This is a genomic window from Siminovitchia thermophila, from assembly GCF_016909185.1.
Classification (GTDB): Bacteria; Bacillota; Bacilli; order Bacillales; family Bacillaceae_C; genus Siminovitchia; species Siminovitchia thermophila.
The window spans coordinates 20,498-43,335 of the sequence record NZ_JAFBFH010000005.1 but is presented as its reverse complement, the minus strand read 5'-3'; the positions used below and the strand labels follow the sequence as shown (position 1 = coordinate 43,335).

Annotated in this window: 21 protein-coding genes and 1 pseudogene; 4 read left to right on the top strand and 18 right to left on the bottom strand. The window is 40.7% G+C overall.

Features of this window, described 5'->3' with window-relative positions:
- Nucleotides 1-332 precede the first annotated feature (332 nt).
- From JOC94_RS04990 to JOC94_RS04950, 9 genes are all read right to left on the bottom strand, one after another.
- Nucleotides 333-758: a VOC family protein gene (locus JOC94_RS04990; RefSeq protein WP_236016980.1), complete on the bottom strand. Its 426-nt coding sequence runs from the start codon at nucleotides 756-758 to the stop codon at nucleotides 333-335.
- Between the two features lie 716 nt (nucleotides 759-1,474).
- A complete protein-coding gene (locus JOC94_RS04985) occupies nucleotides 1,475-2,656 on the bottom strand; it encodes a M20 peptidase aminoacylase family protein (RefSeq protein ID WP_077113749.1) in 1,182 nt (393 codons plus the stop codon).
- A gap of 47 nt (nucleotides 2,657-2,703) precedes the next feature.
- The gene (gene menC / locus JOC94_RS04980; RefSeq protein WP_077113748.1) at nucleotides 2,704-3,837 is read right to left on the bottom strand and encodes an o-succinylbenzoate synthase; all 1,134 of its coding nucleotides are present in this window, start codon (nucleotides 3,835-3,837) and stop codon (nucleotides 2,704-2,706) included.
- Between the two features lie 14 nt (nucleotides 3,838-3,851).
- Complete coding sequence (locus JOC94_RS04975) at nucleotides 3,852-4,838, bottom strand: ABC transporter ATP-binding protein (protein WP_139345715.1); 987 nt, start codon at nucleotides 4,836-4,838, stop codon at nucleotides 3,852-3,854.
- Nucleotides 4,819-5,832 carry an ABC transporter ATP-binding protein gene (locus tag JOC94_RS04970; protein ID WP_077113746.1) on the bottom strand — a complete coding sequence of 338 codons (1,014 nt, stop codon included), beginning with the start codon at nucleotides 5,830-5,832 and terminating at the stop codon, nucleotides 4,819-4,821. Before JOC94_RS04970 ends, JOC94_RS04975 begins: the two co-directional genes overlap by 20 nt.
- A 17-nt stretch (nucleotides 5,833-5,849) precedes the next feature.
- Nucleotides 5,850-6,758 carry an ABC transporter permease gene (locus JOC94_RS04965; RefSeq protein WP_077113745.1) on the bottom strand — a complete coding sequence of 303 codons (909 nt, stop codon included), beginning with the start codon at nucleotides 6,756-6,758 and terminating at the stop codon, nucleotides 5,850-5,852.
- A 16-nt stretch (nucleotides 6,759-6,774) separates the two neighbouring features.
- Entirely contained in the window at nucleotides 6,775-7,725 is a 951-nt protein-coding gene (locus JOC94_RS04960; protein WP_077113744.1) for an ABC transporter permease, read from the bottom strand.
- A 26-nt stretch (nucleotides 7,726-7,751) separates the two neighbouring features.
- Nucleotides 7,752-9,323: an ABC transporter substrate-binding protein gene (locus JOC94_RS04955; protein WP_205178837.1), complete on the bottom strand. Its 1,572-nt coding sequence runs from the start codon at nucleotides 9,321-9,323 to the stop codon at nucleotides 7,752-7,754.
- A 654-nt stretch (nucleotides 9,324-9,977) separates the two neighbouring features.
- Nucleotides 9,978-10,178, bottom strand: coding sequence for a helix-turn-helix domain-containing protein (locus JOC94_RS04950; protein ID WP_083717709.1), 201 nt, complete (start codon nucleotides 10,176-10,178; stop codon nucleotides 9,978-9,980).
- A 343-nt stretch (nucleotides 10,179-10,521) separates the two neighbouring features.
- Between JOC94_RS04950 and JOC94_RS04945 the strand changes: the two genes are divergently transcribed.
- The gene (locus tag JOC94_RS04945) at nucleotides 10,522-10,830 is read left to right on the top strand and encodes a helix-turn-helix domain-containing protein (protein ID WP_205178833.1); all 309 of its coding nucleotides are present in this window, start codon (nucleotides 10,522-10,524) and stop codon (nucleotides 10,828-10,830) included.
- Nucleotides 10,831-11,018: 188 nt separating this feature from the next.
- Nucleotides 11,019-11,933: an EamA family transporter gene (locus JOC94_RS04940; RefSeq protein ID WP_077113740.1), complete on the top strand. Its 915-nt coding sequence runs from the start codon at nucleotides 11,019-11,021 to the stop codon at nucleotides 11,931-11,933.
- A 102-nt stretch (nucleotides 11,934-12,035) separates the two neighbouring features.
- Here JOC94_RS04940 and JOC94_RS04935 read toward each other — a convergent pair whose 3' ends face one another.
- The 3 genes from JOC94_RS04935 to glcD all read right to left on the bottom strand — a co-directional run bounded on the left by JOC94_RS04935 (nucleotide 12,036) and on the right by glcD (nucleotide 15,811).
- The gene (locus JOC94_RS04935; RefSeq protein ID WP_077113739.1) at nucleotides 12,036-12,239 is read right to left on the bottom strand and encodes a cold-shock protein; all 204 of its coding nucleotides are present in this window, start codon (nucleotides 12,237-12,239) and stop codon (nucleotides 12,036-12,038) included.
- Nucleotides 12,240-13,082: 843 nt separating this feature from the next.
- Entirely contained in the window at nucleotides 13,083-14,402 is a 1,320-nt protein-coding gene (locus tag JOC94_RS04930) for a (Fe-S)-binding protein (protein WP_077113737.1), read from the bottom strand.
- Entirely contained in the window at nucleotides 14,399-15,811 is a 1,413-nt protein-coding gene (gene glcD / locus JOC94_RS04925; RefSeq protein ID WP_077113736.1) for a glycolate oxidase subunit GlcD, read from the bottom strand. Before glcD ends, JOC94_RS04930 begins: the two co-directional genes overlap by 4 nt.
- A gap of 131 nt (nucleotides 15,812-15,942) precedes the next feature.
- Here glcD and JOC94_RS04920 point away from each other — a divergent pair, with 131 nt between their 5' ends.
- On the top strand, nucleotides 15,943-17,070 hold the full coding sequence (locus tag JOC94_RS04920) for a CdaR family transcriptional regulator (RefSeq protein WP_077113735.1): 1,128 nt from the start codon (nucleotides 15,943-15,945) through the stop codon (nucleotides 17,068-17,070).
- 200 nt (nucleotides 17,071-17,270) lie between these two features.
- Here the strand turns inward: JOC94_RS04920 and JOC94_RS04915 are convergent, their stop codons facing one another.
- The 3 genes from JOC94_RS04915 to JOC94_RS04905 are packed head-to-tail and all read right to left on the bottom strand — an operon-like array spanning nucleotide 17,271 to nucleotide 19,685.
- Nucleotides 17,271-17,843: a DJ-1/PfpI family protein gene (locus tag JOC94_RS04915; RefSeq protein ID WP_077113734.1), complete on the bottom strand. Its 573-nt coding sequence runs from the start codon at nucleotides 17,841-17,843 to the stop codon at nucleotides 17,271-17,273.
- Between the two features lie 55 nt (nucleotides 17,844-17,898).
- Nucleotides 17,899-18,612 carry an iron-sulfur cluster assembly protein gene (locus tag JOC94_RS04910; protein ID WP_205178831.1) on the bottom strand — a complete coding sequence of 238 codons (714 nt, stop codon included), beginning with the start codon at nucleotides 18,610-18,612 and terminating at the stop codon, nucleotides 17,899-17,901.
- Nucleotides 18,613-18,662: 50 nt separating this feature from the next.
- On the bottom strand, nucleotides 18,663-19,685 hold the full coding sequence (locus JOC94_RS04905) for an amidohydrolase family protein (RefSeq protein WP_205178829.1): 1,023 nt from the start codon (nucleotides 19,683-19,685) through the stop codon (nucleotides 18,663-18,665).
- Between the two features lie 463 nt (nucleotides 19,686-20,148).
- Between JOC94_RS04905 and JOC94_RS04900 the strand changes: the two genes are divergently transcribed.
- Nucleotides 20,149-20,595: an ASCH domain-containing protein gene (locus JOC94_RS04900; protein WP_205178827.1), complete on the top strand. Its 447-nt coding sequence runs from the start codon at nucleotides 20,149-20,151 to the stop codon at nucleotides 20,593-20,595.
- 232 nt (nucleotides 20,596-20,827) lie between these two features.
- On the opposite strand, the pseudogene JOC94_RS04895 reads toward JOC94_RS04900, so the two are convergent.
- The 3 genes and pseudogenes from JOC94_RS04895 to JOC94_RS04885 form a co-directional block, all read right to left on the bottom strand.
- A pseudogene (locus JOC94_RS04895) lies at nucleotides 20,828-21,363 on the bottom strand (MlrC C-terminal domain-containing protein); the annotation flags it as partial.
- 273 nt (nucleotides 21,364-21,636) lie between these two features.
- Nucleotides 21,637-22,161, bottom strand: a complete 525-nt coding sequence (locus tag JOC94_RS04890; RefSeq protein WP_077113728.1) for an SRPBCC domain-containing protein — start codon at nucleotides 22,159-22,161, stop codon at nucleotides 21,637-21,639.
- A gap of 138 nt (nucleotides 22,162-22,299) precedes the next feature.
- The gene (locus JOC94_RS04885) at nucleotides 22,300-22,623 is read right to left on the bottom strand and encodes an ArsR/SmtB family transcription factor (RefSeq protein ID WP_077113727.1); all 324 of its coding nucleotides are present in this window, start codon (nucleotides 22,621-22,623) and stop codon (nucleotides 22,300-22,302) included.
- Nucleotides 22,624-22,838: the final 215 nt, after the last annotated feature.

The window sequence follows — 22,838 nt, the reverse complement described above, 5'->3', positions numbered from 1 at the left end:
TGGTAAGCCAAAAGATGAGGGCCCATAAGACGTAATAACGACAAACCCGAAAATAGCGCTTTAGGATCTGTCGTTATTTCAAAATCATTGGAGGTGCAGGTTTTTACCAAGTTTCTCGCTGGTCAGGGGTACTCTGCTTTGCCCCGGTGTAAGCTAAGAAAATCCTGGAATAGCTCTTTCGCCACGTCATAGGAAGTGATCTTGAAAAAAGCTTGTAACATCCCGCGAAACAAGCTCTTTATCTATTGCAGAGGATGGATCAAAATCGATCATTTTCGCTCCCCATATTCTCTTTTGAGACACCTATATTTGAGGTCCCTTTTAACAACATGTCATGATTGCTGATTGATTGCACTTGGATCCATATAGAAAATTTCCCAAGTATGCCCGTCCAAATCTTGGAATCCCCATTCGTACATAAAGCCATGGTCCGTAGGCTTTTTAGAGGGCTTGCCACCGGCAGCCAAAGCTTTATTGACAATCTCGTCTACATGGTCCCTGCTCTCCGCAGTTAACGCTAGGAGCACTTCCGTACTTTTCGTCGCGTCTACAATTTCTTTATCGGTAAACGTTTTAAATTTATCTTCCACCAACAGCATTGCAAATATATGGTCGCCAATCATCATGCATGTTGCCGTTTCATCAGTAAACTGGGGATTGAATTCAAAGCCGACGTGAGTAAAAAAAGTAACCGACCGATTCAAATCTTTCACTGGCAAGTTTACAAAAATATTGTTTAGTTTGAGTGCTCCCATCATGATCACCTCTTCATTTTGATAAACAGCTATTTTATTTCAGGTTCTTCGCTACATCATCACTTGTTACTACAACGAACATTGTGAACCTATTTTAGCACACAAACGATGAATTTCGAGTAAAAAAATTGTATTTTTTTCAAAAAATTAACATATTTTTCCACTGTAGGAGGCACTGAAGCGCAGTCCAAACTAAATACGGCAAGCCAAGTTAAATAGGCTAATATCCATTGGTGGAGTCACATAAGCAGAAAGGGTGATTTTTTGGAGGAACCAGAAAGGTTCTTCGAAATAAATGACGAAATTCCTTTTTAAAAAAGCTACTTGAGTGTTTGAAATTGAGAAATAGCATTCTTTGGTTGCATGCGTACGGCAACATTTTGGAAAAAAGAAAAGGCGCTCTATCATGGTTATATGCTTACCAAGGTACATACAACACCATGAATAGAGGCCTTCCTTGCATAATCCCGCCTTCTTCCCGTTTCATTCATACTTAATTGATGTTGAGCAACACACAAGAGATGATGGCTTCCAATTACAGTCCTTTTTGCGTAAAGCGCTACTTTTCTTTTGTCTGTGCCCCAACAAAATGAATACAACTACCACCATTTCATCATAATACCTATGAGCTTCCCATGACCGAACGGAACAACCGAATGGAAAATCAGCTTTATCTCTGCCCGGAACTTAACTTCACATTTTTCACCAAGTGAACAACTTCACCTTTGATATAAGGTTTGTCCTTTGCACTTGTCCATCATATCGAACCCGTTCTTTTTAAAAGTCAGCATAATGGCTCTCGTTAAAATTTCTGTACCAGCTATTAAAGCCTTACGATCAAATGTCATTTTTGGATGATGCAACCCAGGGGTTAATCCACATCCTAATCCAAGCATCGTTGCTTTTACTTTTGGGCGCTTAACACTATAAAAATGAAAATCCTCTCCGCCGGGCGTTAAGCTCGGCGGCAATACATTTTCCGCGCCAATGGATTGCTGAATGGCTTCCGCCATAATATCTTTTGCTTCTTCATCAACTTTAGCAGCTACCCCACTGGATGTATACTTATAATTTATTTCTACTCCATACAAATTCGAAATGGCGCTTAAAACCTTTTCTACTTTGTCTTTTAACAGGGTCATCACTTGATTAGTCTGAGCACGAAGGTCTAAGCTAAACTCTGCGGAACCTGGTATAATGTTACTGTTATTCCCTCCAGCACGAAACTTTGTCATCTTTACAGAATAAGGTACCATTGGGTCAAGACGTATTCCCCTTAAATGATTAACCAAATCCGCGCCAACCTCAATGGCGTTTGGTTGTAGATGCGGCCTACCGCCATGGCCATCCTCTCCCGATATCTTACCTGCAATAGAACTCCCCGCCCCGTGAATGATTGCGGGAGTGGCTTTCCCGTTCCCAACTTCCGTTTCAGGGCGTAAATGAACCCCGTATAAATAATCAACATCATCGACAACACCTTTTTCTATCATTGCTAAGGCGCCATCTCCCTTTTCTTCACTTGGCTGAAATATAAACTTAACCTTTCCCGGTAGACTAGTCCTTATTTTTTTTAAAGTTAAAAATACACCCAAAGCTAAAGTCATATGAGCATCATGACCACAAGAGTGGTTTGCCCGCCACACTCCATCTACTTCTTGCCACAAAGCATCCATATCGGCACGGATTCCAACAGTAATGGGACCATCCCCTATCTCAGCAACTAAACCAGGACTATCTTCAAACGTAGTAATAACATCTGCTCCCTCCTGTTGAAATATTTTGACAACATAATTTGTCGTATTGAATTCCTTCCAACTTACTTCAGGATTTTCATGTAAATAGTCGAAGATTTTATATAAATCAGCCTCAAGCCCATCGACACTAATTGTTTCAATCATCTTAAATCCCCCAGTTTATGACGCAATATTTTCTCAACTCATTCATGTTATTTTTCCGCTTGAAGTTTGCTTTTAAGAAACGTTTCTGTAGAAACTGTATATCGTTCCAATGCGCCCTGATTGATTTCATATCCCAAACCCGGCTTTGCTGACAGTTCAATTTCGCCATTCTCATTCATTTCAATTTCAGGTTGTATGATATCCTCTTCCCAATAGCGGGCGGATGGTGCGGTATCGCCAGGAATTGTAAAGTTATCCAAGCTTGTAATGGCCAGATTATGGGCGCGGCCAATACCGGACTCCAACATGCCCCCGCACCATACAGGAATTTGGTTTTCTTTACATAAATCGTGAATCTTGATCGCTTCGGCAATACCGCCGACTCTACCGATTTTAATATTGATGATTTTACAGCTTCCCAGTTCAATCGCTTTTCTCGCATCCTCAACAGAATGGATGCTTTCATCAAGACAAATCGGGGTTTTAATCGCCTCCTGCAGCTTTGCGTGATCAATGATATCGTCATGGGCTAGCGGTTGCTCAAACATCATCAAATGAAGAGGGTCCATTTGTTTAAAAAGATGAATGTCGTCAAGTGTATAGGCAGAGTTGGCATCGGCCATCAAGGGGATGTCTCCAAACTGGTCTCGGACAGCTTGTAACATTTCAATATCTTTTCCAGGCTTGATTTTTATTTTAATTTTTTGAAAACCTTGCTCGAGATATTTTCCAACAATTTCAACCAAATCTTCCTTGGTTTTCTGAATTCCGATACTCACTCCAACGGATATTTGTTTCTTCTCGCCACCAATGACTTCAGCAAGAGGCTTTCCCTGTTCCTTGGCGTACAAATCCCAAATCGCGCCTTCCAGTGCTGATTTAGCCATGTTATGGCGACGAACTTGCCGGAAAATATCACGCACCTCATTTGGATGAAGAATTTCTTCTTTTTGAAATAAAAACGGAATCAGAAAGTCTTTCATCATGTGCCAAGCAGTTTGAACCGTTTCTTCACTGTAAAAAGGTTTGGTATCGACCACGCATTCTCCATATCCAATATGATTTTCGCCGTATACTTCCGTAATGAGGAACTCTCGACCCTCTGATGTTCCAAAACTAGTTTGAAAAGGGAACTTTAAATCCATTTTCAGTTTTCTTAATACCACTTTTTCGATTTTCATCTGAATTTCCTCCTTCAATTATATAAATGACATGCAACCGCATGATTGGGCGCAACCATTTTTTTCATCGGTATTTCCTGTTTACATGTCTCGGTGGCATAAGGACACCTAGTATGAAACACGCATCCATCAGGAGGGTTTAGGGGTGAAGGAACCTCTCCTTTTAACGTAATTCGCTCTCTTTTTAATTCCGGGTTGGCTATCGGTACTGCTGAGAAGAGGGCCTGAGTATACGGATGAAGTGGATTCTTATATAATTCGTCAGTTATCGCTTCTTCCACTATTTTCCCTAAGTACATAACCCCAATACGATCAGATATATGACGCACAACACTTAAGTCATGAGAAATAAATAAGTATGAAAGATTGAATTCTCTTTGGATTTTGTTCAAAAGGTTTAGTACTTGAGACTGAATGGATACATCCAAAGCTGAAACCGGCTCATCACATATGATCAATTCGGGATTCACCATTAAGGCTCTGGCCAAGCCAATTCTTTGTCTTTGCCCTCCCGAAAATTCATGCGGATATCGAAAATATTGTTCCGGCTGAAAGCCTACTACGTTCAACATGCTCATCACTCGGTCCATTCGTTCTTTTTTATTTCCGATATGATGAATCTTCAAAGTCTCTTCCAAAATATGACCAACCCTTTTACGCGGATTTAAGGATGAATAAGGATCTTGGAATACCATTTGTATAGCCCGTCTTATTTCAAGGAGCTCCTTTTCCTTCAATTGATAAATATTTTTATCTCTGTAGATCGCCTCCCCATCAGTTGGTTCAATCAAACGCATAATTGTTCGTCCTGTCGTACTTTTCCCGCATCCGGATTCACCCACCAAGCCATAAGTTTCCCCAGATCTTACTTCAAAAGAAATATTGTCTACCGCTTTGACTTTTCCAGTTACTCGCCCAAGAGAATTTGTCACAAGAAAGTGTTTTTTTACGTTCTTCACCCGCAAGAGGGGACTGGCTCCTTTAGTTGGCTGTGTTGGCATAGACATCCTCCCTTTTTTCAGTGATTTCTTTGTAATGCCAGCACCTCACCTTGCGGCCATCTTTCTCCTCTACTAGCCTGGGCATAAGCTCCTTACATTTCTCACTGGCAAATTGGCAACGCGGGGCAAACCGACACCCCTTGGGAACTTGGTATAGTGTTGGGACTTTGCCTTTGATGACATAGAGTTCCTTTTTTCGCTCTCCATTTAAGTGCGGAATGGATTGTAATAAACCTCGGGTGTATGGATGATACGGTTGCCGAAAGATGGATTTGACATCAGCTTCCTCAATCACCTGTCCCAAATACATAATGACGACTCTTGAACATACCTCCGCTACGACACCCAAGTCATGCGTAATCATCACAGTCCCCATGTTATATTCCTTTTTCAAACGATCGATTAAATCGAGAATTTGAGCTTGGGTTGTTACATCAAGGGCTGTCGTTGGTTCATCCGCTATGAGAAGCCGGGGTTTGCAAGAAAGCGCCAAAGCAATCATTACCCGTTGTCTTGTACCTCCGGAAAGCTCATGAGGATATTCGTGAATTCTCTTTTCAGGTGAAGGAATTCCCGTGATCCGCAACATTTCAATTGCTTTTGTGTATGCTTCTTTTTTACCGCAGTTTTGATGAAGGAGGATGGCTTCAACAATCTGATTTCCCACTGTATACACGGGATTCAATGAACTCATCGGATCTTGGAAAACCATTGAAATATCGTTACCCCTAATATCCTGCATTTCTCTGACAGAAAAGTTTAGTAAATTCTTTCCCATATATAGAATTTCACCTTCATACCGAGTGGATGCTTCATTAAGGAGTCTTAATATGGATTCTGCCGTTACACTCTTTCCACACCCTGACTCGCCCACTACTCCAACCGTTTCTCCGGCATAAACGGTAAAAGAGACTCCGTCTACTGCTGTAACAGTACCCCACTCAGTTTGAAAATGGGTTTTTAGCTCTTTAACCTCTAATAGCTTTTCACTCATGTTTCCACCTCCGTTGCCTATGATTTTCCAGCTTTATTGTGATGAGGGTCCAAAAGGTCGCGCAGGCCATCCCCAAACAAGTTTAGGCCCAAAACGGTCAGCATAATGGCTACTCCCGGGAAGACAGTCATCCACCAAGCATTGTAAATGACCATTTTACCGTCATATAGCAGGTTACCCCAGCTAGGGGCCGGCGCCGGAGTTCCCGCCCCAAGAAAGCTTAATGCGGCTTCTGTTATGATCGAGTCGGCAAATATAAAAGTAGCCTGGACAACCAAAGGTGATATCACATTGGGAGCCATGTTAGACCATATAATTCTGGTAGAGCTAGCGCCTTGAGACCGTAGCGCTTCAATGTATGTTTGCTCCTTGACGACTAAAGCCGCCGAACGTACCGTTCGTGCTACATAAGGGGTAAAGACAATACTTAACGCAATAATGACATTTTCAATCCTCGGTCCCATGGCTGCCATGATAGCAATTGCCAGTAAAATAGCCGGAAAAGCCATCAGTCCATCACAAACTCTCATCAAAATGTTATCCAGCGCATGGAAATAAGCAGCATAGAGCCCGATAATCATTCCAAGGATAGATGTAATCAAAGAGACTGAAAGCCCCACTCCTATAGACACTTTTGCTCCATGTGCCACTCTGCTGAGAAGATCTCTGCCATAGTTATCAGTCCCCCAAAAATATTCCGAACTGGGGGCAAGCAACCGATTTTTCGCATGCAGATCATAAGGATCATGTGGGGTTATCAATGGACCGATAATAGTAAATAAGAGTATAAGAATAATAATGATACTTCCGGTAAGGGCTAATTTATTTGATAAAAAACGGCGAACCATTAAATACCGCCGTTCTTTTTTCATTTTTTGTGCCACATTTGACAATCCCAATTCATCTTTAAAAGTTGATGTATGCATGAGATGTCCCTCCTTTCTACTTCTTTGCTAATCGCACACGCGGATCAATCACACTGTAAAGCAAATCAATGACCAGATTAATGGCGACATAACTAATCGCTATGAGTAGAACAGACCCCTGAATCACCGCAAAATCGCGCCGTTCCACAGAATTAACAATTAACTGTCCTATTCCCGGAATATTAAATACCGTCTCCACTACAGCTGCCCCTGCTATGAGAGTGCCAAATGTTTGGCCAATGACGGTTAAGATAGGGATAAAAGCATTTTTAAGCGCATGCTTATAAACGATAATGATTTCTTTGACTCCTTTTGAGCGGGCTGTTTTGATATAATTCGCATTTAAAATATCTAACATGGTGGATCGTGTCATTCTGGCAATCAATGCCGCCTGCATAGATCCCAAAGCGATCGTTGGCAATAGTAAATATCTTACATGCTGGAACAGCCCATCACTTACTGGTTTATATCCCGCAACCGGAAGTATTTTTAGCTTTACAGCAAAAAACAATATGAGAAATAATCCTAATAAAAAGCTGGGTACGGAAATCCCCATCAAGGAGAAACCCATAAACGTCTGATCTATGATTGTGCCTCGCTTTCTGGCAGCTATTACCCCTAGAGGAATAGCAAGTATGACCGCAAAAAGCTGTGCCATTACAGCTAAAGAAAAAGTCGGTCCCAGATGTAACATGAACGCTTGCAAGACAGATTCATCCATGAAGTAAGAATATCCAAGATCTCCTTGTATAATTCCAAGCAACCACTTCGCAAATTGTTCGTAAAGCGGGAGGTTAAGGCCGAGCTGCTCTCGAAGCTCGGCAACCTCGGCGGGACTTGCATCCGGACCCAATATGACAGCAGCAGGGTCACCAGGCGTTATGTGGATAAGAAGAAAAACAACAACGGAAACAATCATTAATACAGGAATCAACGAAAGCAACCGCTTTAGTATATATCCCTTCAAATGTCTCACCACTCTCTGAATACTGGCTATTTTTTCTCAACATTCCATAAGATGATTCCTTGTAAAAAACCCATGCCTTCAATATTTGAACGAGTAGCAGTAATGGTCGTTTTATTGCCAAATTTAATGATGGGCAAATATTGATAGAATTCTTCTTGAAGCTGAGCAAAGTATTTCTTGGCTTCCTCTTGAGAAGCACTCCTATTAATTTGATCTAGCAATTCATCAATCTCGGGACTGTCACTCCATCCCGGCCATTCCTTGGCGGAATCTAAAAATGAATACTTAGCCGGGATTTGCTCGGTTGGAAACCCTGTCACAAAAATATCAAAGGCATTTGGATCCTCTCGCTTTTCCAATAGAGTTGGCCAATCATAAACATCCAGCTTAACCTTCATGCCAATCTTCTCAAGTTCTTGTTGAACGACAACCGCGGCATTATAGTGATCTTCATAATCTCTGCTCGTCAACATCACAATTTCTTCACCGTTGTATCCGGCATCTTTAAGGATTTTTTTCGCCTTTTCTTTATCATTTTGGTTATATTGATCTTTACCTGCTTCGCTATACCAACTTTCTTGATCCTTGATCATTAACCCATGTTCTAATTCATAGTAATTTTCATTTGTAAATGAAGCTTTAAGCACTTCTTCCAAATCCAATGCCGCATTCACTGCCTGACGGGCAGTTACATTTTTAAAAAGGCCTTGCTTCTTATTAAATACAATCCCATTGAAACCATTGTGATCAACATAGATGGTCACATCCGCATTAGCTTCCAGCTGTTCCCCATTATCAAATGGGATCGCATTGGCCACATCATATTCTCCTGTCTGGATGCCAGCCAATCTTGTGGAAGCGTCTGTGATAAATTGAAAATAAATATCATCGACGAGCGCTTCTTTTTTACCAGCCAAGCCACCACTTTCCTTTTCTAATGATTGGTAATCTTCAAATTTTTCCAAATGGATGTATTGATCCGTTTTCCATTCTTTAAACTGAAAAGGGCCGGTTCCAATAAATTCAGATAAACCTTTCTCTGTTGCCCCTTCATTGACTTCCTTAGGCACTATAACCGCGGATTGTCCCGGATCAGCGAGCATGGCAAGAGCTGTTGAAAGCCGTTCAGGCATTTCCAATACGACGGCGTTTTCGCCGCTTTCTTTAAAAGTTGCCTTTGAGAAATAAGCTTTTCCCATCGGGGTCGTATCTTTCCAACGATTCATGGAAGAAACTACGTCTTCAACAGTCATCTCATCCCCATTGTGGAACTTTATGCCTTTTCTTAATTGAAACGTGATCGTTTTTCCATCATCACTCACCTCATATGACTCAGCCAGCATTGGTTCAACTTCAAATTTTTGATTAAAAGTAACCAGTGACTCAAAAATATGTCTTGTAATATCTCTTGTTGCGACAGCAGAGGTTAATAACGGATCCATGGTCGGCGGCTGAGCATTATAAGCAACCTGCAGCTCCCCTCCTGTTACTTTTCCGCCGTTGTCAGACTGTTTGGTAGTTGCATCTTTTCCAGGCGAACAGCCAAATAAAGAAATAACCAAAAGCATAACCAATACTAGAACATTACTTCTCTTCATACGTATTCCCCTCTTTTCTCAAATGGCAATGTAATGTTTTTCCTTTTATCTCATGGGGTTATCACGTTCACATTGTCCTCCGGTGCCGGAATCCCGATCAATCGTGACATTACAATTTCGTATTCCTCACTTTTGATGGAACATAATCGCTTCTGTAATATCCGTACATAACGATTCATCATCCATGTCCCGAAGCCAATACTATAACTGAACTGCGAACAATAGAATGAGAGGGGGCCCATGATCGACCATGCCCCTCTATCTCCTGGCGGCAAGAATTTCAAAGAAAAACACAATGATAATGGAAGTATTTTGAAAGCCAAGATGACGAAATGGCTGGGTCAATGCATTAAGAGCGCTTTCAAAACCAATAGCTCCTTAACCAGGGATCTTCAAATCTCTTTTATACACCCGATGGTTAATTAAATACGGAACGAAGGCAGGTCCAAACCCGCTCCATTCTAACTTTTCTACATCCTACGGGGCAGCATCTGTCCCCAGAATGACTGCCCCTAGTGTAAGGTGATCAAAAAGAAAACGACTACAGCTTCAACGAGCAAAGCCGGGTCAGGGATATTATTATTGAAATATGAAAAATATAAGAGAAATACTCTTTAAAAAATCACAATGATACATGTACAACAATTTTACGGCTCAATTTTTCTTAAACAGCCGACTAATCGGTACTTCCAAGACATCAGAAATTTTTTCAAGGGTTGCAATCGATGGATTAATTCGCCCCAATTCAATTCTGCTAAGAGATTCCTGGCGAATATTGATAATCTCGGCTAATTTAGCTTGGGTCATATTTTTTTCTTCTCTTAATTGTTTAATCTGAAATCTTGACAAGTACATCACCTTTATAGTTTGAGTTGTTCTTGTTGACCTTCCTATTTGTTGGTACAATCTACTTATGATGTAATACATCATAAAAAATAGTTTGAAATTCAAAGCGGTTAGTTATTTTTGTTTGCAATATTCAAATAATAACGGATGAGTCACTTGACGACTATGTATGTTTCATATTGATGTATACACGTTTTGAGCCGTTTTTACACCCCTCTCTTTTAATAGCCCTTTAATTCATGTTACGTCATATTATATTGAATTAAATTCAATATGTCAACGGAAAGTTTTAATGAATTTCCAGTTTGTTTTGCGTTCATTGAATAAAATTCCATCCAAGTTGGTGAATATCATGATTAACGTAGGAAAACGTATAAAAAGTCTCCGAGAACAAGCGAATATGTCCGGACGCCTGCTCGCAGAAAAGACAAACCTAGACCCTTCCCAAATCTCTAAAATAGAAAAAGGTGTCAGTAAACCATCCCTAGATGCCCTTGAAAGAATTTGTAAGGTATTAAACATTAGTCTTTCAGAATTTTTTTCTGATAGCGCAAACGAACAAACCGCAGAATATAAAGAGTTTATTGAAACCATGAATGCTCTGACACCGATGCAACGAAAATTACTAAGCCAGTTTATTCAAACATTTAAAACGGAGTAGACAGAAGCCCAAACAAAAATCCGAAGGTTACTGAGTAAACTTCGGATTTTTATTTTTAAATACAGTATGTAACTGTCTTATCAACGTCACAACCCTCTTTTCCCATCAACATATTTTGGGGGTTGTGCGTGGCTGACTTTATGATAATATAGAAGAGGTTTTTACGAAAATAAAGAGGGACGAACGACATGTGGTTTATTTTTTCTATCTTAACAGCCATTTCTTGGGGCGCCGCAAATCTGTATTATAAAAAAGGTTCCGATAGCAGCGACAAATACAGTCATCTTAAAATTGTTACGATGGTTGGTTTTGTCATGGGGATTCATGCTGTTTCCTATATGCTAATCAAAGGGATCGCCTTTGACCCTTTTGATATGATTCGGTATTTTCCGGTTTCGGCACTGTATATTTTGTCGATGACAATCGGGTACGTCGGATTGAGATATATTGAATTGTCTATTGCCGCACCTGTGCAAAACTCTTCAGGAGCTGTCAGCGCAATTTTATTATTTATTTTCTTTCCACGGGAAATGAGCTTAATCAACATTCTTGGAATCGTCACCGTAACAGCCGGAGTGATCGGACTGGCAATTTTGGAAAAACAGGGTGAAATAGAAAGCTTGCGGGCCAGCAATGCGGTCATCCCAAAAAAATACCAAATCGGTATATTGGCCATCACTTTCCCTATTCTCTACAGTATTTTCGATGGCTTAGGCACATTCGTAGATGGCATGTATTTGGATGAATTAAAACTGATCAGTGAAGATTCGGCTTTACTTGCCTATGAATTCACATTCTTTATTGTCGGCCTACTTTCCTATTTATATGTCAAAATTATTAAAAAAGAGCCATTTGTGATACTTAAAGAGCATGATAAAGGATTTGCTGCCATCTTAGAAACAATCGGACAATTCTTCTATGTTTTCGCGCTGGCAGGCAATGCCATCATCGCCGCCCCGCTGATTGCAGCCCATGGCATATTCTCGGTGGTTTTATCGCGGATGTTTCTCAATGAGGTGTTGAGCAAGCGTCATTATGTCATGATCGCCATTGTCATGCTGGGAATTATTTTACTAGGGATCGCGGAGGGGCTTGGGGAGTAGTCGAAATGCCCAGCCTGCAGCCAACTTTCATCAACAAGTTTATAGCCCGAACCGGGTGGACAAAAAAAAACAGGCCCCAAGTAGTGGCCTGTTTCCAACCTTTTAATAAACTTTTTGTACGTTTGTAGCTTGTGGGCCGCGCTGGCCTTGTTCAACTTCAAAAGTGACACTTTGACCCTCGTCTAAAGATTTGAACCCTTCACTTTGGATAGCTGAGAAATGTACGAATACATCGTCTCCTTCTTCTCTTTCGATGAAACCGAAACCTTTCTCTGCATTAAACCACTTAACTTTACCTTGTTCCAAAACATTTCCTCCTGGTGCGCTTGTTCGCACATATGTTACTATCCTTGCTCTAATACCTTAGACGAAAAACAAAATCTGAGAGAGCAAAAATAACTCTTCTCTAGAATACCAGACAAATCATAAAATAGCAAGTTTCTGGACGATGCATTTTCCTAATCCAGGTGAAAAAAGCCTATTTTTTCGAAACCTTGAAGATCTTGTTAATAAGGTATTTGGCCTACAGACAGGTCCTTGTGAGCGATGAAAAAGTATCCTTCCAAAAATAGGTAAAGGAAACGATACGAATAAGCAAGCAAATTCACCAAAACAGTAAGTAAGTCTTGTCGGAAAAAAATGAAGAAGAGACGGAGTAAGGGACATTTTTTCCAAATGTAGTCACCTCTTTCACCAAACCAAGTAGAATGAGCTGAATTTTCCCGATGTTCCCCTGTTGAAAAGTTTGATTTGGCTTCCCGGAGCGTTCCCTAATGAAGAAGATGATCTTTCTCTTGGACTGCTCCTGCTTGTCCTTTTGTACGGAAGGCGCGGCACATAAACCAGTTGGAAAAGCAAATAGAGTTAGAGTCTGAAAAAACGGGTGACCAATCAGATAAAACATTGGTAAAAAGGGGCTTAAAAATATGGGCAACACGGGGATTACAAAACATTTCCTTATCTCAATTCCGAAACGAAAGAATATAACGGCGATAATAAAAAACTGGCCAAAACTGCCCGTGGTGTCCGATCAAAAAAGCGGGTCCAGGACATTATCAAAAGTAAGAGGAAACGATACTCCACTCCCCTTTTGTTTGATATCTATACCCCCGGCTTCAGCCGGGGGACTTCTTCAACTCGGTTTTTCATTTACATCAAGGCTTCCTGTAGTAAATCCACTATATGAACTGCCCGAACTCCGCGCAGGTTCTCTCTTTCTATTCCAAGCTTCATTTGCAGTAGACAGCCTGGATTGGCCGTTACAATGGTTGTTGCATTCGTCTCTTTTATAACAGTCATTTTTTGATTAAGAATATTCATTGATGATTCGGGTTCTACAATGTTATAGATGCCGGCTGATCCGCAACAGCTATCAGCATTTTCCATTTCACAGAACTTGGCCCCCTTGATGGATTTCAATAATTTCCGGGGCGCTTCATTGACATGCATGACATTCCGTAAATGGCAGGAATCCTGAAAAGTGATGATCTGTTCATCTAAAACCAGACGGTTTTCTTTATGAAAAGAAACTTCATAAAGGACGCTTGATATGTCTTTGATCTTTTTCGCGACTTCTTTTACCCGTCCTTCCCAGCCAGGTTCATCTTTTAGCAAGTGGTCATAATCGGACAAGAAAGCACCGCAACCTCCGGCATTGGTAACGATATAATCAACATGCTCTTTTTCAAAAGCTTCAATGTTCTGTTTGGCCATTTTTTTCGCCAGCTCTTTTTCGCCGCTATGTCCGTGCAACGCCCCGCAGCATACTTGTGTCTGAGGGATAACGACTTCACACCCTGCTTTTTGCAATAGCTTGATTGTCGCATCATTTGTTTCCCGAAAAACTGTATCCATTAGGCAGCCGGTAAAAAACGCGACTGTTGCTTTTTTTATACTGTCAGGCTTTACTCGCGTTATGCGCTTTGTCATGTTTGTTTTCTTTGGAACTTCAGGCAGTACTCTTTCCATTTCTCTTAAATGGTTGGGAAAAAGGTGTAAAAAGCCAATTTTACGAACCGCTTTTTGCAGGCCGGAGCGTTGATAAAATCCAATGAGACTTGTGATATTTTCTATGTTGTTCTGGTTCGGAAAAAGGTGTTTGAAAACCGCTTGATGAACGAGTTGGCTTGACAGGGAACGCTTTTTATTTTGGTTGATGATGTCTCGAGCTTCCTCCAATAAAAATCCATAGTTCACCCCCGCTGGACATACGGGTTCACAAGCTCTGCATCCTAAACACAGATTCAAAGATCTTTCAAATTCATCATCCGGTTCTATTAAACCATCGTAAACCGCCTTCATTAAGGCGATTCTTCCTCTTGGCGATTGGCTTTCCTTATATCCTGAAACAATATATGTTGGGCAAGATGGCAAACAAAAGCCGCATCTCATACAGTTGAGCAGCTCTTTCTCGTCCATTCGCTCTTGAAAACCCTTTTGAATATTTTCCATTTCCGTCATTGTCGTCATCTCGATACTACCACCCGTTTTCGAGTATCTTTTGCAAACATTTTACCGGGATTCATAATATGATTGGGATCCAAGGCATCTTTGATCGATTTCATTACATTGACGCCTGATTCGCCAAGCTTCCATTCCAAATAAGGAGCCTTCACAATCCCTACTCCGTGTTCTCCAGTAATTGTCCCGCCCAACTCAATCGCTTTATCAAATATTTCATCGAACGCATTTTCCACCCTTTGCATTTCATCCTTGTCCCGTACATCTGTCGGACAAGTTGGATGCAGATTTCCATCCCCGGCATGACCAAAAGTACATATGTTTATTTGATGCTTATTGGCTATTTCATTAATGGCCATCACCATTTTAGCTATTTCCGACCGCGGAACAGTCGCGTCCTCCAATATGGTCGTTGGCTTCATTCTTGCGAGTGCGGATAAGGCATTTCTTCTGGCCGTCCGTAAGGCTTCAGCTTCATTTTCTGTTTGGGCGATTTGAATGGAATATGCATTCTCACTTTTACATATTTCCTCTATTTTTATCATATCTTTTTCAACACTGTGTCCTTCCCCGTCCTGTTCAATCAGCAATACGCATTTTACGTCTGTCGGAAGACCGATTCGTGAATAATCCTCCACCACTTTTAATGTAGGTTGATCCAAAAACTCCAAAGTTGCCGGTATCACTTTGTTTGCGATAATTTTCGAAACGGACCGTGCCGCATCTTCTAAATCTTGGTAATGGACAAGCATGGTCTTTTTCGTTTTAGGAATTGGAATAAGCTTTAAGGTAGCTTCAGTTATAATCCCTAATGTCCCTTCCGAACCAATAAACAATCTTGTCAAATCATAGCCGGCAACATCTTTGGCAAGCTTGCCGCCTGTTCGGACAATTTCACCGTTTGGAAGAGCAACCTCCAGCCCCAACACATAGTCCCTGGTGACACCATATTTAAGGCCTCTTAATCCCCCGGAATTTTCATTCAAATTTCCTCCAATGGTTGATATTTTCATGGAGCTAGGGTCAGGCGGATAGAATAGTCCTTTTTTTTCCACCTCCCGTATCAGATCCAAAGTAATGACCCCCGGCTGGCAGGTGACTGTCAAGTTTTCCTCATCAATCTCCAAAATCTGATTCATATGATTGAAAAGGATGACGATGCCTCCCTTAACAGGACAAGTACCGGCGCATAGATTTGTTCCTGATCCTCTGGGGATGACGGGGATTTTGTATTCATTGCATAAAGCTAGTATTTTAGCCACTTCTTCCGAACTCCTTGGCGACACAACAGCATCGGGCATTGATTGGTAGTCTGGTGTAGCGTCATATGAATATACGAGTCTTTCAACTTGGGAATCGACAAAGTTCTCCGCCCCCGTTATATTGATCAAGTGTTCCTTTATCTGAGAGGTAAGCATGACAAGCCCCCTGTTTTTTAATTTTCAATATATTATAGAAGATATTCTTCTCGCAATCTATGTATGATGATATAATTAAAAGGCAAATCATACGCTTTTTCTTGTGTGTTTATCCAAAGGAGTGAATACAAGTGGAATTATCACCAAAACTGGCTTCCAGAATCACTTCTGAAGTACGCCAAGTCATGAAAGAGGATATTATACTAATGGGTATAAACGGATTCATTATATCGTCTACAGAAAAAAGCAGAGTCGGTTCTTTTCACGAAGGTGCCGAGATCGTCATTAACACAAAGAAAAAGCTCTATATCGATAAAGAAAAGGCGATGACCTTGAAGGGGGTAAAAGCCGGTATCAATATGCCCATTATGTTTAACCATCAAGTGATTGGCGTTGTCGGCATTACCGGCAATCCAAAAAAAGTGGAGCCATATGCTGAGTTAATTAGAAGAATGACAGAGCTTATCATACAAGAAGCTTTTTATACCGAAAGACATGAATGGGAAATAAGAGGTATCGAATCCTATATTCATGAATGGTTGAACGTCGTCTCCATTGATAATGAGTTTTTGGAAAACGGCATGATGCTGGGAATTCCGGTTGCTTCCCCGCTTATTTGCGCCCTCATACATTTGGATATCAAAAAGGTATCCAACTATGAAATGAGCAAATTGCAAAAAGATGTCATTGTACTGTTTCATTCCATCTTTGGTGAAAATAATTCCTTTATAATCCGCTGGGGACAAGAAAATTTTCTAGTTTTGAAAAAAGCCGGTCCTGCCTATAGTAAAAGCGCATTCCACTATCAATTAAAAAGGTTTAAAGACTCTTTCGAGCGAAGACACCTTCAATCCTTGTCCATCGGTGTTGGTAAAAATATATGCAAACATCATATCAAGAAAACATATAAAGAGGCCCAAAAAGCGTTAAAAGTTGCTCAAAAAAGCAAGGGCATCGTATTTTACGATGATTTAATTCTTGAAATCATACTAGAAGATATATCAGCAGAAATACAAACCGAATTTTTAAAACAAACCATTTACAAAATGAAAGAGGAAAAGCATTTAATTTATACCCTGCAACAATATATAAAAAATAATCAGTCCATTAAAAATACAGCCGAAGCGATGAACATACACATCAACACTCTGCATTACCGTTTAAATAAGATTGAGGAACTTATAGGAATTAATCCCAAAACAACGGAAGGAGTTGTGATATTATATATCGCCTCGATGCTGTTAAATCCGAATTTCTGACCATCATAAAGTGAAACTTCATTCAGTAGGCGTTTTCTTCCATCTCCTACTGAATGTTAGTTGAACGAATCGGGCATTTAGGTGCCGTTTTCTCCCACTTGGACTTTTTGTATCAACTCAGGTCTTGAAATGGTGTAGATGGCACCTTAGATGCGGAATAAAAGTAATGAGGACCGAGTTTCCTCGATCCTTGTCAAGCCTTAAACAGAGATTTCTTTTTTCGCTTTCAATAGCTTAAAAAATTCTCTCATGAAACCTGGCAAGTCCGGCCAGGCATGTCCTGAAACTATATTACCGTCCACATGCAGCATCTTTTCCATATAGATGGCCCCCGATGCCTCCACTTCCGGCCTGCAGGCTGAGTATGCCGTCATCTCTCTGTCCTTAATATACTCCCTGACTGTCGTTAAGACGAGCTGGCCATGACAGATGACCCCAACAGGCTTTTTTTCTTGTAAGAAATGAGCCGTTATTTCCTGAACCTTCGGGTTCATTCGAATATATTCCGGAGCACGTCCGCCCGGTATGATAAGACCGTCATAATCATTTGGATCAATCTCATCTACAGAAGCATGGGATTCGATCTTATATCCCCACTTTTCAGTAAATGTCTCCATCTCGGGAAGGAAATCATGGATAACTGTCTGAAGCTTTTTCTTTGTGGGAGAAGCGATTGTACAGTCAATGTTTTCTTCAATACAGCGATAATAAGGATAAAATACTTCTAAAGCCTCTACAGCATCTCCAGTAAGGATCAATACCTTTTTGCTCATTCTTCTCACCATTCCTTTTTTATTTTTTAATGAACCGGATCAGATAAAGATCCGTTTATTCCTTAACCAAGTCGACTTCTTCGGAAGGAGGCAAATTGTATCTCTCCTCCAACAATCCCCGGCAATAGTGAGCATTAAATTCCATGCTCATACGTGTTCTTTTAGCCCCTCGCAGATAATCCTTAAACACTTTTTTCGTTAACGGCTCTTCCTCCGGAGTTGTAACAGCTAGGAGGCTGGAGTGATGTAATGCCTTCTTTTTTTCCAAATACTTATTTCGAAGCAGCCTGCCTTTCTCTGACAATGGTAAATTTTTTAATGTTTGAATGGACAGACCTATTATCTCTTCCTCAGTCATTCCCCTGTTAAGAAGATGCTTTAACAGCTTTTCCTGCCTGGCGTAATAGGCCTTAATATCGAATGTCCGGCGCAAATCCTCGAGATCCCCGTCAGATAATCCACTAAAAACCTCATTGAATGAGCACCGATTTGTCACACCTTTATTTATTTCGTCTGAAGCACAATGGTCCAGCAAACTAACTTGTACAGTTGTCACCCAATCGAGTTCTGAAACATATTTTCTTATATCTTCAGCCATGATATAGGCAAAATTTGGAGAGCACCAATAAGTGGGCAAGCGGAAAACAACATGAACGGATGGGCCGTTTATTTCAACGCGGTCGATGAAATTCAAGTCGGTGAGTGGCTCGTCCAGTTCGGGATCATATACTTTTTCAAGCATTTGGTAAACTTCTTCCTCTTTTGTCATCGCTATGCAACCCCTCCCAAACCATTCGTTGTGCAAAATACAAGAACTCATCAAACCATCTGTACTGGCAATGGGCTGTTTTTTAATTTTTCCTTTTGTTCTTTAATATTAATGTTATATAATCTTGCAACATTTTCAGCTAAAATTTTCTTTTTCACATCAAGATCAAACGTAACACCAGTCTCTTCTTGAATATCTTCCGGAAGCTCTAATTCCAAGAACTTTTCAATGAGCCATTTTGGTTCCCAAATGGCATAGTCACTTCCGAAGATAATCCGATCTTCATCAAGCCAATACAATAGTTCGCTAATTATTTCAGCAAAATACCGCGGTCGTGTGTGAATTAAAGCAATGGCAACAGACAATCCGGCATAAACATTTTTTTCTTGTGTAGCAATCCAGCAAAAATCATCCAATCTGGGAAGCCCGACGTGTTCTACGATAAAGTTCAATTCAGGGAAACAGCTTGCCGCATCGTCCACATCTGCCACGTCAAAGGCATCACGGTGCAGCGGGGTGATGGTTGGTCCTTTATGGATATGGATATTTTTAATTCCCATCTCTTGACATTTTTCCAAGTATCTTTTGGACCAATCATCTGAAAGCTTGTATCCCTTGGAATTTCCATACCAATCTGCTGTATATAATTTTACTCCTTGCCAACCATACTTTTCCTTATTTTCTTCCAACTCCTTTAACCCCCTGTCCCCATGCCGAGGATCAAAGCCTCCATTACAAATGAAACGGCCCGGGAACTGCCTGGATAACTCTTCATTCACATCGTAATCGCCAAAACCATTCTTATAAAACTCGCTTAATAAAACCGGCTGGAAAATGGCCATGTCCGCATACCCTCTAACAAATACATCTTCTACCAACTTTTCCGGGGAATATGTGTCGAATTCTTCCCTTGACCACAAGAATTCTTTTGGGCTCAAGTTTTTGTGATAATCATAGAAGCAATTAATGAATTGCTCCCCATGGATGTTTAATCGATTTTCTTTCCTTGCGTCCCATAAAGCGATATGAGCATCAATTACGAAAATTTCTTCCCCGTTCGGTACTTTAATCAACTTCATTCCTCCTTGTTACATTTTTTCCATCATGGAGAATGTCAGCTATTTCATTAGATGCAAGGCGTATGCAGTTGTCAGACTCTTTTCATTACTTTATTTGATCTTAACAAAATTTTTAAACATTTTGAATATATGAACAAACAAAAAACCATCCAATAGCTTCTCCTTTTTTGGTATGAATGAACAAAAAACGATTCTTTATTGTTCAATATCTCCGAAGGGGAAAAAGAAAACCTATGGCGGCAAGGGCGAAAATAGCCGAATACTGAAAATGCTGGTTACTTTATCAAACAACGACAAAACGGAAGCACTTTATTTAAATAGAGTGTTTTGAGGGTTGAATAGCGCCCCTGCATAACACAATACTTGTGAAAACAAGATTGAAGAAAATGTTCTGTCAACCGTTTATTTCCTTGTATACTAGTCTTAGGTACATAATAAAAGCAAAGGAGAAAAAACGATGAACCAAGCTGCCAAAACATATTGGAATGATTATTGGAAGGGACAGGAGAAGCCCGCATCTGTCAGCGCCTGGCAATTTGGGGCTGATGCGGACCACCTGGCCCAGCTGGTCATAGATGGCGTAAAAACCGCAACTTGTTCAAGCTTTGTTTCTTATGAGTTTGAAAATGAACCGGTACCATCTGTTGGTGATTACAGCATTATTCTCAACAGTCGTGATGAGCCGGTGGCCATCATTCAGACAGTTGAAGTTGACATCATGCCGATAAAAAATGTTCCCGAAGATTTCGCTGCCGCGGAAGGTGAGGGGGACGGGACATATGCATATTGGAAGCATACCCATGTCAAATATTTTTCAGAAGAATTAAGCCGAATGGGGCTTGAGTTTTCAGACGATATGCTGCTAGTGTGCGAACGGTTTCAGCTAGTTGATGTAAAACAATAAATGATCCGTTCGTTGTAAAACAATAGGGAGATGTCCATATGAAAAACTGATGGCTTCTAAAAGGACAGCGTCTGTTTTTGTTGAAGAGCATCATCTTTTTTTCATGCTTGCACGAAAAATTGAAAGGAGACGACCGCTGGTCATGTCCACTGACCACGGAACATCTCCCTTCGTAAAGCAAGTCGTTCGGTCGCCCGTCATGTATTTTTTTATCAGGCGACCAGGTTCGATCTCATACTTGTGCCGTTTTCGGCTTTGGGCTTCTTTCAAAATGATCTAGCGGGTATAGCGGCCGTTTCAGTTTTTTATAATCAAAGATCGTGAAATCGAGTGTTGTTAATCCGGGTGAATCTAATGTGATGATTTCGCGGGCTATTGGTTCAAAAGCGGCTCTGAAATGCTGGCTTGACTTAAATGCAACAAGATTATAATTCGCTATGTCTATCCCATGAAGTAAAAAGTTTTGTTCGTCTAAAACTTGGGATTTGACGAACAAACGATGATATCAAGCCCCTCAACAACTAATCGAGCTGATTTGCCAAGGTTGTTTTTCATTCCCTTCCACATAGGGGATGATTGGTAAAATACACTGTCAGTGAGTGTTTTCACATAAGCATTTATTTCTAATGGCTTTCCATGGAGGTGATCTGTCTTTCCTCCCAGCCTAACTTGAATATTGGCACCGACTCCTGCTTGATGAGCTTTATTGGCCACTTCGGTATCGTAAATATACCCAAAGCAGCTGTCGGTTAATGATGCGTCAAGCACTTTGTGCCAAATATCATATAACTGGATGAAGGATTGAAAAGGCGCTTCAAGTTGAGGGCAGACCCGTTATCATCAATGAAACTTCAGACAATCCGGGTGGAGACACAACAGGAGATGGTATTTACGCAGGATCGGTGCATGGAACAAATAAATCCTTGTTAAAGGAAACTTTAACAAACCTTTAAGAAGGATACTGTAAAAGCTATCATTAGGTGTGCAAAAAAGCCATGCTTAAAAAATAAGCATAGCTTTAAAATCGAAGGTTGGTCTGGTTTATCCTATTTTTGTTAAGAGTTCATCCAGGCGCTCGTATTGTGAAGAGACTCCCTCAACTACTCCCATTTCCATGGCTTTCTGAAGCGCTTCTACAGACGGGAACTCCGTTTTGATAGTAACCTTTGTGACTCCTTCTTGTTCAGTAAAGACCATTGATGCTGACATTTCCGGCATATCTTCGACCGAATTTCCATCTTTATCGCAAAAAACATCTGTGTATACGATTTTCTCAGGAACAATCATTTCATGAAATAACATCTTGCCCCAAGACTCTTGTTGATAATACTCACCCATGTTTGGGTCGGTGCATGTCATGCAATAATGCCAAATGCCGCCGGGCTTAAACTCAAAACTGACGCTTTTCGTCTGCCACCCTTTAGGTCCCCACCATTTTTCCAAATGTTCTTGTTCCGAAAAAGCCGTAAATACAAGCTCTCGCGGAGCCTGAAAACTCCTCTCTATAATAAGAATTTTTCCTTCGGCAACCGCTCTTACCTTATTTACTGTATTATGATCAGTCATGTCATTTCTCCTTAGCAGAAGTTATTTTTGAAACATACTTTTCAACTATTCTACAAAACGATCATGTACGGAGGCATTGAAAACTCTATTGACAATGATACTTCTGCTCGAAAGGAAATTTTGCTGGCTGTGCGTTGATCAGCCATCGCCATTTTTGAGCATTTCATCCAAATAATCATCCAAACGGTCGAGTCTTTCTTCCCAGATGTGCCGATATGAAGCTAACCATGCGTCTAAAACGATAAATGGTTCAGGCCGCAATGTATAAAAGCGGCGGTTCGCATCTGGGTGTACTTCCACAATTCCCGCAGAGCTGAGAACGCGGAGATGTTTGGATGCCTGAGGCTGACGAATTTGCAAACGATCGGCAATTTCTCCAACGGTAAAGGGGCCTTCCCGCAAAAGTTCAACAATCCGCAAGCGGTTAGGTTCCGCAAGTGCGCTCAAAGTTGTCGTATCCATAATTGAACCCACCCTTATCTTCCGTTATTTATCCATCACTCCCAACATGTATGGATTAAAAATCAAGATGATTCATATTTTCTTGCTTATTTCAAATATACCTTATAAGGAATATTCTTGTAAAGGAATACTCCAAAAAAAAGTTGGTTTTTCTTTCTGACCCAATGACGAACTGCATTTCTGGACAAAAAGCAGATACGAATAGAAAAGACTTA